An 11750-nucleotide genomic window follows, 5' to 3' on the forward strand; every position below is an offset into this window, starting at 1 on the left:
TTCGGGATTAGCCGCAAACTTTGCGGATCTCCGCCACCAGCGCCTGGGCAGCGGGCGAAAGCAGGCTTCCGGCGCGATAAGTCAGACCGATGGCCCGATGCGTATCGGTCAGATCCAGCGGCAGTTGCACCAGCTCACCGGACGCAAGTTCGTGCTCCAGCTGGCGGGCAGATACTGCCGCCAGCATGTCTGAGCCAAGCAATAATCCGCGCACAATTCCCAGATCGCCGCTTTCCACCACCGGGTCCGGCGGCGGAATCGTCATCGCGGCAAAACTGTTGTCCAGCAACCGTCGCGCCGGGGTTTCAGCACGCGGCAGCACCCAGCGCGCTTCGCGTAAATCCTCGTATGTCACCTCTCCTGCCAGCAACGGATGACCCTTTCTGGCCAGAATCACCATGCTTTCGGTGAACAGCGTTTCGGTCACCATATCCGCCGCATAATCACTGGAACGCAGTGCACCGAAGATAAAATCCACTTCACCGGAACGCAGCTCAGAGGCCAGTGCGCTGAACGCGCTTTCGTTAGTCACCACTTTCACCCCGCCGTAGCGCTGCGTCAGGCCGATGATTGCCTGCGGCAATAACCGCGTGCGCCCGAGCGGCAGTGCCCCCACCTGCACAGTGCCTTCCAGCACCCCGCGACGGGCGGCGATGTCCGCCGGAATATGCCGAAGCTCGTTCAGCGCACGGCGCAGATTGGGCACAATGTCCTGCCCTGCCAGCGACGGCATCATGCCGTGCGGCGTGCGTTCGAGCAGTGCCACGCCCGCGCCGTTTTCTAGTACTTTCAGCGCCGCGCTGACCGCCGGCTGGCTGAGTCCCAGCAGCGTCGCGACCGTCTGCATATGACGTGTTTTGCACAGGGAGATGAAAATTTGCAGGCGGCGGACGTTGAACAGATACAGCGGCTCGGTTTCGCTGCGCGTCTGCCCCGCTTTGCCGTGGAGTTTCGCCAGCTGCGCGGGGATCAGATGCAGCTCGGCGATCGCCCGCCGCGCGCGCGGTAAAACGCATTTGCCGAAATCGGTCAGCAACATGCCGTTGGCGTGGCGTTCAAACAGCGGCACGTCCAGCGCCTGCTCCAGATCGCGGATCGCCCGGGTCACCGCCGACTGTGTGCGGTACAGCTCATCGGCGGCGCGCGACACGCTACCCTGATCGACCACCTGACAAAATGCCCGTATTTGCATCAGATTACTCAGCATCTCAGCTTGCGCCATCCCCTTCTCCCGTCAGGTTTTTTTTCGTGATATCCCTCTGCAATATAAATAAAACGCATACCCCCTGCAATTAAATGAATTACCCGCCAGATACGCGGACTGACAGCATGGACGTACGCAGAGCCTCTCCCGTGAGAGGAACAAAAACGAAGGAAACGCCTCATGACTCAGTTGCAGCAAGATGATGTAAAAAAACTTAAAAGCGCTTTAGTCGTCAGCGCCCACTCCGCCGATTTCGTCTGGCGTGCAGGCGGTGCCATCGCCAAACATACGCAGGCCGGTTACGCGGTTCACATCGTTTGTCTGACTTTCGGGGAGCGGGGGGAATCCGCCAAACTGTGGCGCAAAGACAATATGAGCGAAGACATTGTCAAGGCGTCCCGCCGTGAAGAAGCGATGGCGGCGGCGGAAATTCTTGGGGCGACCGTCGAATTTTTCGATATGGGTGATTACCCGTTGCGCGGTGACAAAGAATCACTGTTTCGCCTGGCCGACGTTTATCGCCGGGTGCAGCCTCATTTCGTACTGACTCACTCCCTGAAAGACCCATACAACTACGATCACCCGATGGCCACCCATCTGGCGCAGGAAGCACGAATTATCGCCCAGGCCGAGGGTTACAAACCGGGCGAAACCATCGTCGGCGCGCCGCCTGTCTACTGCTTCGAGCCGCATCAGCCGGAACAATGTGAATGGAAGCCGGACGTTCTGCTCGATATCACCGACGTCTGGGACAAAAAATATCAGGCCATCCAGTGCATGGCCGGACAGGAACATTTGTGGGAATACTACACCCGCGTCGCTCAGCAGCGCGGCGTACAGGCCAAACGAAACGTCGGTATCACCAGCAGCAAAAACATCGTGTACGGCGAAGGCTATCAGAGCCTCTTCCCACGCGTGACGGAGGATTTAGCATGAGTCTGATCGGTAAAAAAGGCGTGGTGGTGCGCAATATTTCACGGGCGAATACAGCGGACGTCACCGCGCTGGCTGCGTTTGGCGTAGCAACGGTTCATGAAGCACAGGGACGCAAAGGCCTGCTCGATCAGGCTATCCGCCCGATCCAACAAGACTGCGCGATTTCCGGCAGCGCCGTCACGGTTCTGACCGCGCCGGGCGACAACTGGATGTTTCACGTGGCGGTCGAGCAATGTCAGCCAGGCGATATTCTGGTCGTCGCACCGACCTCTCCCTGCTCCGACGGTTTCTTCGGTGATCTGCTGGCTACCTCGCTGAAAGCACGCGGCGTTGTCGGGCTGGTCGCGGATCTGGGTGTGCGTGACACCAAAACCTTGCGTGAGATGGGGTTCCGCGTCTGGTCACGGGCTGTTTACGCGCAGGGGACGGTGAAAGAAACGCTCGGCTCAGTGAATGTGCCGGTGGTTTGCGCCGGTCAGCTGGTGTATCCGGGCGATGCGATTGTGGCGGATGACGACGGTGTGGTGGTCATTCGTCGTGAAGATGTCGCGCAGGTTCTGCACGCCAGCCGCGAACGCGAAGCGCTGGAAGAGAGCAAACGTGCGCGTATGGCCGACGGCGAACTGGGGCTGGATATCTACGCGATGCGCCCGCGTCTGGCCGAAAAAGGGCTGACCTATTTCGATTCCACCGAAGACCTGGAACAGGCTGAAAAACGCTGAGGAGCTGCCATGCCACAGACCCGAATTCCCTGCATACTGATGCGCGGTGGCACGTCTAAAGGCGCATTCATTCTGGCTGAACATTTGCCAAAGAGTGACGAATTGCGCGACCGTGTATTGCTGGCGGTGATGGGCTCGCCCGATCCGCGCCAGATTGACGGCCTCGGCGGCGCAGATCCGCTGACCAGCAAAGTGGCGATTGTGCGCCCATCGGCAAGGCCGGATGCCGACGTTGATTACCTGTTTGCGCAGGTTAATATCGATAAAGCGGCAGTGGATTACGGACAAAACTGCGGCAACATTCTGGCCGCCGTTGGCCCTTTTGCCCTCGAACGTCAGCTGATTACCGCCCGCGAAGGCATTACGCCGGTGCGAATTTTTATGGAAAATACTGGCCAGATTGCCACCGCGTATGTGCCAGTGAGAAACGGTCAGGTGCTCTATCAGGGGGATTTGCGCATTGATGGCGTGCCGGGCACGGCGGCCAAAATCAGCATCGCGTTCGCTGATATCGCCGGTTCCAGCTGCGGCGCACTGCTGCCGACCGGTAATGCGCGCGATACCTTCGACGGCATTGAGGTCACCTGCATCGACAACGGAATGCCGGTGGTACTGCTGCGCGCCGCCGATCTCAGCCGAAGCGGCTATGAAACCCGCGAACAGCTGGACGCCGATGATGAACTGAAACACCGCCTCGAATCCATCCGCTTGCAGGCCGGTGTGAAAATGAATCTCGGTGACGTCACTCAGCGCACCGTGCCGAAAATGACGCTGATCGCCGAACCGCGTAACGGCGGCACCCTGTCCAGTCGGACATTTATTCCGCATCGCTGCCACGCATCGATCGGCGTCCTCGGCGCGGTCAGCGTCGCCAGCAGCTGCCTTATCCCCGGTTCCGTCACCGAAGGGTTGGCGCATACGCCTTCCGGCGACACGCCGCTTATCAGTGTCGAACACCCCACTGGCGAATTCAGCGTCGAATTACAGCGCGATCCGTCCCGCACCGGCGCAGAATGTCTGACCGGTTGTGCGCTGTTACGCACCGCACGCCTGATATTTGAAGGCCGCGTCGCTATTGCGTCCAGCGTGTGGAACGGGCGTCAGGAGAATCATCATGAATAACGTTACGCGCGTCGCCCTGATTGGCCTTGGCGAAGTCGGCACTATTTTGGCCACCGATTTGAAAAAGCAGGATCCTTCACTGGATATCATCGCGTTCGATAAGCAAACCGGTTCTGACATTCTTTCAGAACGCGCTCATGTGGCGGGGATCCGTCTGGAAGCAACACTGCAAGACGCCGTTGAAGGCAGCCAGATCATTTTCTCTGCCGTCACCGCCGCCGAATCTCTGAACGTCGCCCGCGACGTCGCACGGCATATTTCGGCGAATCAAACCTTTCTTGATTTGAACTCGGTCTCGCCAAACACCAAACGCAGCGCGATGGCCGCTATCGAACAGGCCGGCGGCGCATATATAGACGTCGCCGTGATGGCTCCCTGTCCGCCCGCACGCCTGAAAACCCCGATACTGCTCGGCGGCACGCACGCTTACGCAGTCAGCGAATGGCTTAACAGCCAGGGGTTCCGCAGTCAGGTACACAGCAACGTGGTCGGCGAAGCGTCGGCAATCAAGATGTGTCGCAGCGTGATGATCAAAGGGCTGGAAGCCCTAACCGCCGAATGCCTCGCCGCCGCGCGGCAATACGGCGTCGAACAGGAAGTGCTTGCCTCTTTGCACGCCAGCTTCCCCTCACTGGGCTGGGACGGTGAATTTCCGCATTATCTCATCAGCCGGATAGCGGAACACGGCAAGCGTCGGGCGGAGGAAATGCGGGAAGTGGTGAAAACATTGGAAGATGTCGGCGTCGCCGGAGACATGAGCCGCGGGACAGTACTGACCCAGCAAGGGCTGGTGGATGCACTGACAGCGGAGGGGATCGGGTACAGGGACCTTGAGCCGTTTGACTGGAAGCAGATGGTGGATTTATTGCATCGTCGGTGAGTGCTATGGCGCCGCAGTAGCGCTTTTCTAAGCAGGTCTGCAGATATTTCGGTTTCTCAATATCGGTGATCTTCTGGCCTTTCGCGCCGAAACCGAGCAAGGGAGGAAAGTGCTTTTCCTCCCTTGCATCCCTCCTCGCTTTTTAAACACGCGCTGTCGCTGGGCCGATGGAAGTGTTCTGTAGCTTCTGCGTGTGGCGCAAAACCCTGCCGCTGCGCGGTTCCCTCACTCGGTCTTCGAGCCATAGGTCTCGAAGCCGCTCCGTTCAGCAGGATTTTTTGATCGCGCCATTTCACAATTTTTAACGTCAAAATCATATGAACAATGATCCGAGCCGGTTAAGTTGTGACCTGGAAGCCTTTAGCCGCTTTTAAAAATCACGCCGTAGGAAGAGGTGGAAAACCGCGCGTTTTTTTGCGCGGGTTGTAACCCGACCGAAGGGCACCGCGCAGCGGCGGGATTTTGCGGCAATAGCGGTAGCTGCTGAAACATAGCCGGTGTGCATGGCACGTGTGTGAAAAAGCGAGGGGAGTGCAGAGGGGAAAAGCTTTTCCCCTCTGCTCGGTTTCGGCGCGAAAAACCATGTGATCACTGCAATTTAGAAACCGAAATATTCTCGATCAGTTTTTATTTCGAACCGCGTTTAAATACCGCCAGTGCAGCGGCATCTGCACAAAAGAACCCTTTATGCCCGCTCAGCCACATGTACCCTATGACACCTCGCGACGCCCCCTCCCGCCGCGCGAGCCAGATCCTGCGGCATCTGACACCCGTCTCCCGCCAGCGGGCACCGTTCCCGAAAATAACAGCCTTTCGGCAAATTCCGGTTACCCGGTAACTCTCCCTTTTTATCGACAACCCCGTCATCCAGCGCCCGCCCCGCACGGGGTACGGAATCGAGCAGCAGGCGGGTGTACGGATGTTGGGGATCGGTCAGCACTTTTTCAGCCGCGCCGAGCTCGACGATCTGACCAAGATACATCACCGCCACGCGGTCACTCATGTGACGCACCACCGAGACGTTGTGCGATATCAGCACAAACGTCAGATTGCGCTGGCGTTGCAGCTCGACCAGCAGATTGAGGATCTGCGCCTGTACGGAAATATCCAGCGCCGATGTCGGTTCATCGAGGACGATAATATCCGGCCCGGAGGACAGCGCGCGGGCGATAGAAATGCGCTGACGCTGCCCCCCGGAAAATTCGTGCGGCAGGCGGTCTAAGTACTCTTCGCGGATGCCGACCTGCCCGGCCAGCGTGGCGGCTAATTCGCGACGTTCACGGCTGCTGTTGTGTTTTTGCACGAACACCGGCTCGGTGATAATACGCCAGATCGGCAGACGCGGATCGAGTGAGGATTGCGGATCCTGAAACACCATCTGCATACCCGAACCAAACCAGGAGTTATCGTGACGGGCACGGTGGATCTCACCGCTGCTCGGCTTTTGCAGGCCCATCAGTAACTGCGCCAGCGTGCTTTTTCCGCAGCCGGATTCGCCGACGATCCCCAGGGTTTCGCCGCGAATAATGTTGAGATCTACACCGTTCAGCGCATGGACGTAGCCGGTCGGTTTGCCGCGCCAGTTGACAGTCGCAGGGAACCGCACGCGCACATCCTGAAGTTCAACTAAGTGTTCGGCAATCATCAGGAGAGCTCCTCAATATGTGGGATTCGTGTCGGATTAGCAAAACGTTGCGGATGCCAGCAGGCGACCGATTGCTGCGGAAATTCGGCCTGCACAGCGAGTTCAGGCGTGATAAAACAACGGTCGTCGGCGTGCTGACAGCGCCCGCGAAAGGCGCAGCCCTGAGGCAGTTTGGCCAGGTTCGGCACTGTGCCGGGAATGGCTTTGAGCAGACTGCGCGGCGTGCCGTTTTCCGGCGCAGCCTGCAATAATCCGATGGAATACGGGTGCGACGGCGTGTCAATCACGTCTGCCGTTTTGCCGCTTTCAATCACATGCCCGGCGTACATCACGTAAACCCGGTCGCACAGCTGAGAAACCACCGCCATGTCGTGCGTGATAAACAACACCGCAGTGCCGCTGGCACGGGCTTTACGCTGCAACAACCGTAAGACCTGACGCTGCACCGTAACGTCCAGCGCGGTGGTCGGTTCATCGGCGATGATCAACTCCGGTTCGCAGGAAAATGCCATAGCGATCAGCACGCGCTGACGCATCCCGCCGGAAAGCTCAAACGGATAGCGCGACATGACCTGTTCCGCGTCGGCGATCTGCATGTCATCGAGCAAGCCGATCGCTTTTTTCCACGCCTGCGCACGGCTGACTTTTTGATGCAGACAAATCACTTCACACATCTGTCGGCCTATTTTACGCGTCGGGTTTAGCGCGTTCATTGGCTCCTGAAAAATCATCGCCACGCGCGCGCCGCGCAGGCTTCGCATTTCCTCTTCGCTGGCGCGCACCACGTCGGTGCCGAGCATGTGGAGTTCGCCGCCAGTGACGATAAAACCGTCCGGTGGCAGCAGGCGCATCGCCATCATCGCGGTGACCGATTTCCCGGAGCCAGATTCCCCTACCACGCCCACAATTTCTCCGGCGCTGACCGCCAGCGAAACCTGATTCAGCGCTTTCACTTCGCCGCCGTAAACGGGAAAGACCAGTTGCAGTTTGTCGATTTCCAGCACCGGCGCGGTGCGTTGTTCAGTCATCTCAGCGCCCTCTGCTTTTCGGATCCAGCAGGTCGCGCAGACCATCGCCGAACAGGTTGAAACCGGTGGCCGTAATCAGAATTGCCATGCCGGGAAATGCCGAATACCACCACTGGTCAAGAATATAGTTGCGGCCATTAGAAACCATCGCGCCCCACTCTGCGGTCGGTTGTTGCGCCCCCAGGCCGATAAAGCCCAGCGTGGCGGCCATCAGAATCGATGTGCCGATGTCCAGCGACGCCTGCACCACCAGCGGCGGCATCACGTTACGCAAGACGTGCCAGGTGATGAGATGCCAGCGCGACGCGCCAAAGGTACGCGTCGCCTGCATATAGGCCTGATGACGCAGCATCAGCGTTTGCCCGCGCGCCAGCCGGACGTAAAACGGAATGCGCACTACGGCAATCGCCAGCATCGCGTTGAACAAACTCGGACCGAGTGCAGCGGCCAGCGCCATGGTCAGCACCAGCGAGGGCACCGACAACATGATATCCATACAACGCATGATCAGCGCATCAACCAGCCCCCCCACCACGCCGGAGAAGCAGCCGAGCAGTGAACCGATGCTGCCTGAAATAATCACCACCGCCAGCCCGGCGGCCACCGACTGCTGGCTGCCGATGAGCACCCGGCTGAATAAATCGCGTCCGACTTCATCGGTGCCAAACCAGTGTCCGGCGGAAGGAGCCTGTAAACGGGCGGTCAGGCTGATGGCGTTTGGATCGTGCGGCACCAGCCACGGAGAGAAAATCATGATAAACAGCACAATCAGCATGATCGCCAAACCCAGCATGGTCAGCGGGCTGCGACTTAGCAGATGAAATGTGCGCCGCCAGCTGGCGAAGCGCGGTCTGACATCCGGTGCCACAATATCGGCACGGTGATTGTTCACTTCCGGTTCAATAACAGACATCCGTCACCCCTCCCGGCCAATGCGTGGGTCGATCCACACATACAGTAAATCCACGCACAAATTGACGATGACGTAAGCGAACGACACCACCACCGCAAAACCCATCACCGCCGGGAAATCCAGCGCCTGAATCGAGTTAACTACGTACGCCCCCATACCTGGCCAGGCGAACACTGTTTCTGTAAGCACCGCGCCGTAAAGTAAATCGCCCATCGCCAGCCCGAGCACCGTTACCGACGGGATCAGCGCATTGGGGAGCGCATGACTAAGGATCACCCGCCAGCGCGATAAACCGTTAGCGCGCGCCGTGCGGATGTAATCTTCGTTTAGCTGTTCGAGCATCGCCGAACGAATCTGTCGCGCCACAATCCCCATATGTACGAACGCCAGCGTTAGCGCAGGCATCGCCAGATGTTGCAGGCTGTTCCAGAAGGTCTCCCAGTTGCCAGTCAGTAAGGAATCAAGCACGTAAAAACCGGTGATATTGGCGGGCGGATCCAGCCAGTCATCCAGTCTCCCGCCGCCCGGCAGCAGGTTCAGATGGCCGTAAAACAAAATGATGACACCCAGCCCCAGCCAGAACGCCGGAGTGGAAATCCCCAGCACGGAAAGCAGACGCACCAGATGATCGGGGAATTTATTCTGATAGACCGCTGACAATACGCCGAGCGGAATACCCAGCACGATCGCCAGAAAAAGCGCGGTAAACGCCAGTTCTAAGGTCGCCGGGAAAAAGGCTTTCAGGTCTTCCAGCACCGGACGGCCGGTACGGATCGAGGTCCCAAGGTCGCCGTGCAGCAAATCACTGACGTAGCGGAAAAACTGCACATACAGCGGTTGATCCAGCCCCAGTTGCTGACGAATATGATCGACCATTTCATTGCTGGCACGATCGCCTGCCAGCAGACGCGCCGGATCGCCGGGGATCATATGCGAGATGATAAAGGTAATAACGCATACCCCTATCATCACCAAAACCAGCCCCCAGCATCGCTGGCGGATCAGTGTCCAAAAAGTCATCGTTATTTTTCCCCGTAAAACCCCTCACATTGCAGAAAGGGGTCTTCGTGAATGACATCGCCGCTATTGCTTGCTCATCTGACCTACGTTGAACACCTGCTCCAGCATCGGGTTGAAAACAAAGCCTTTAACGTCTTTGTTCATCGCTACCTGATAGTTTTTCTGGAACAGATAAACGTAGGCCGCTTCGTCGATGACAATTTTCTGCGCCTGCTGGTAATAATCCGTGCGCGGCTTCTGATCGGTCACCGACACCGCTTTTTTCAGCAACGCATCGACGTCAGGATTGGAATAGAAGGAACGGTTGCCCGGCAGCCCTTTTTTGTCGGATTCGAACCAGTAGTTCATAAACATGTACGGGTCGGCGAAATCGGGGCTCCAGTTACCAATGGAGATGTCGTAATCGCCCTGTCCGATGCGGTCGCGCATGGTGGCGTTAGCCAATTTTTCCAGCCTGACGTTGATCCCGGCCTGCCCGAGGCTCGCCTGCACCGCAAGCGCGATCGATTCCCAGTTTGGATCGTTATCCGAATAGAGGAAGTCCAGCGTTTGCGGTTTCTCTTTCACTTTTGCCAGATCGGCTTTGGCCTGCGTCATATCGAGGGTGTACTGCTTCGCCGTCGGGTCGAAACCCCACATGCCATCCGGGATCGGTCCGCGCATCTGTTTGGCGTTACCGCCCATGATGCCTTTGACCATGCCCTGATAATCCACTGCTGAGGAAATCGCACGGCGCAGATCCACCTGATTGAGCGGTGTTTTGGCGTTATTGAGATACAGATAGGTCACGCGCAATGACGGAAATTCTTCAACGGCGACGTTGTCTTCTTTCTTCAGTGCCGCCAGCTGATCCATTGGCAGTGAGTCAGCGATATCCAGATCACCACGCGACAGCTGCAGGCGGCGGGTGGCACTCTCGCCGATAATTTTCACTGTCACGCGTTTGAAGGCCGGTTTCGCACCGCTGTAATGCGGGTTCGGCACCAGCACCAGTTGCTGTCCTTTCTGCCAGCGCTCCAGCTTGTAAGGGCCGGAACCGGCGGTATGTCCCGCCAGCCAGGCTTTTCCCTCATCAGCAGGATTGGCTTTAGCGATGGCCGGATTGACAATGCCCGCGCCGTCATTGGCCAGCGTATAGAGGAATGGCGCGAACGGGGTTTTCAGCGTGAAGGTGACGGTCATCGGATCGACTACCGTGACGGTCAGGTCTTTCGGGAAGGCTTCCGACGGGCCCTGACCAATTTTCATCAGGCGCTCAAACGACCATTTCACCGCATCGGCGTTAACGTCACTGCCGTCATCAAATTTCGCACCAGGCTTGAGTTTGAACGTCCAGACCAGCTGGTCTGGCGAAGCGGTCCAGCTGGCGGCCAGATCCCCTTCCACCTGCGTCGATCCTTTGCCCCCCTCCGTTTTATACTGGACGAGCCGCTGATAGGCCGGGTAAGTAACCGTCCAGTCGTTGTTGTCGATAGTCACCGCCGGATCCAGCGTTTGCGGATCCGCGGCTTTACCGATCACCAACATGTCTTTCGGTACCGCCGCCTGCGCTGAGACGCTTAATCCTGATACAGCGAGAAAAATGGCACCGGCGATCCGCGTTTTTGTGGCCGTGCTGAACGTGCTGATTGCTGTGTTAGTCATCGTTGAACTCCTGGCTTGAGGAAAAAGTGAGACGAGGTTCAGGCGGCGTTGATTGGCGGATAGCAGCCAAACCGCTCTTCCAACAACGGATACGTTTTGGCATCCGGTAATTCAAAGTGCCACCACTCGCTGGTGATGCCCTTGTAGCCACCCGCTGCCATCACGGCATTGAGCAAAAGTCGGTTACGCTGAATGTGTGGCGGTAAATCCGGATAAAACGGATGCGACACTTCGGTCATTTCATCAAAGCCCGCGCCCATATCCAGCACCTCGCCACGCTCATCAAGCAGCGTCAGATCCACCGCCACACCCCGGCTGTGGTGTGAGCCAAGCCTGATATCCACCACATAATCCGGGTTGGGAAACGCCGCCCACAGACAGGCCTGCGCCGCCTGGGGCCGGTAAGCGTCGTAAATTTTCAAGCGAAATCCTGCCAGCTTTGCCACGGTGTTGCAGCGAACCAGTGCAGCGGCGGCGTCCGGATGTAACAGGCAGCGTGACTCACGATAAATCGAATGACCGGTCAGGTTATCTGCCGTGGCATATTTCAGGTCGATCACCGCATCGGGCAGCGCCTGCGACAAATCTGTAAGGGGTACGTCAGGTGTTTTCGTGTTCATCAATAAATTCTGTCCG

Annotated in this window: 11 protein-coding genes; 4 read left to right on the forward strand and 7 right to left on the reverse strand. The window is 58.0% G+C overall.

From position 1 onward, the window contains the following. Positions 1 to 7: 7 nt before the first annotated feature. On the reverse strand, positions 8 to 1222 hold the full coding sequence (locus GE278_12320) for a LysR family transcriptional regulator (protein ID QLK61508.1): 1215 nt from the start codon (positions 1220 to 1222) through the stop codon (positions 8 to 10). 162 nt (positions 1223 to 1384) lie between these two features. On the opposite strand from GE278_12320, the gene galB reads away from it, so the two are divergent. Genes galB through GE278_12340 form a run of 4 tightly spaced genes read left to right on the forward strand, consistent with a single transcriptional unit; the run spans position 1385 to position 4864 of the window. Continuing rightward, positions 1385 to 2140 (forward strand): 4-oxalmesaconate hydratase, encoded by a 756-nt coding sequence (gene galB / locus GE278_12325; GenBank protein ID QLK61509.1) that lies wholly within the window; start codon positions 1385 to 1387, stop codon positions 2138 to 2140. Further along, positions 2137 to 2862 (forward strand): 4-carboxy-4-hydroxy-2-oxoadipate aldolase/oxaloacetate decarboxylase, encoded by a 726-nt coding sequence (gene ligK / locus GE278_12330; protein ID QLK61510.1) that lies wholly within the window; start codon positions 2137 to 2139, stop codon positions 2860 to 2862. The genes galB and ligK overlap by 4 nt, the downstream gene beginning before the upstream one ends. Positions 2863 to 2871: 9 nt before the next feature. Continuing rightward, positions 2872 to 3984 carry a 4-oxalomesaconate tautomerase gene (locus GE278_12335; GenBank protein ID QLK61511.1) on the forward strand — a complete coding sequence of 371 codons (1113 nt, stop codon included), beginning with the start codon at positions 2872 to 2874 and terminating at the stop codon, positions 3982 to 3984. Further along, on the forward strand, positions 3977 to 4864 hold the full coding sequence (locus tag GE278_12340; GenBank protein ID QLK61512.1) for a DUF1932 domain-containing protein: 888 nt from the start codon (positions 3977 to 3979) through the stop codon (positions 4862 to 4864). The genes GE278_12335 and GE278_12340 overlap by 8 nt, the downstream gene beginning before the upstream one ends. Before the next feature lie 685 nt (positions 4865 to 5549). Here GE278_12340 and GE278_12345 read toward each other — a convergent pair. From GE278_12345 to ddpX, 6 genes are all read right to left on the reverse strand, one after another. Further along, positions 5550 to 6509 (reverse strand): ATP-binding cassette domain-containing protein, encoded by a 960-nt coding sequence (locus GE278_12345; protein QLK61513.1) that lies wholly within the window; start codon positions 6507 to 6509, stop codon positions 5550 to 5552. Then, positions 6509 to 7537 (reverse strand): ATP-binding cassette domain-containing protein, encoded by a 1029-nt coding sequence (locus GE278_12350; protein ID QLK61514.1) that lies wholly within the window; start codon positions 7535 to 7537, stop codon positions 6509 to 6511. Before GE278_12350 ends, GE278_12345 begins: the two co-directional genes overlap by 1 nt. Before the next feature lies 1 nt (position 7538). Then, positions 7539 to 8429, reverse strand: a complete 891-nt coding sequence (locus GE278_12355; protein QLK63280.1) for a D,D-dipeptide ABC transporter permease — start codon at positions 8427 to 8429, stop codon at positions 7539 to 7541. Positions 8430 to 8453: 24 nt separating this feature from the next. Then, on the reverse strand, positions 8454 to 9470 hold the full coding sequence (locus tag GE278_12360; GenBank protein QLK61515.1) for an ABC transporter permease subunit: 1017 nt from the start codon (positions 9468 to 9470) through the stop codon (positions 8454 to 8456). Between the two features lie 63 nt (positions 9471 to 9533). Then, positions 9534 to 11114, reverse strand: coding sequence for an ABC transporter substrate-binding protein (locus GE278_12365; protein QLK61516.1), 1581 nt, complete (start codon positions 11112 to 11114; stop codon positions 9534 to 9536). Between the two features lie 38 nt (positions 11115 to 11152). After that, positions 11153 to 11734 carry a D-alanyl-D-alanine dipeptidase gene (gene ddpX / locus GE278_12370; protein ID QLK61517.1) on the reverse strand — a complete coding sequence of 194 codons (582 nt, stop codon included), beginning with the start codon at positions 11732 to 11734 and terminating at the stop codon, positions 11153 to 11155. Between the last annotated feature and the right edge of the window lie 16 nt (positions 11735 to 11750).

It is taken from the genome of Enterobacteriaceae bacterium Kacie_13, assembly GCA_013457415.1.
GTDB lineage: Bacteria > Pseudomonadota > Gammaproteobacteria > Enterobacterales > Enterobacteriaceae > Rahnella.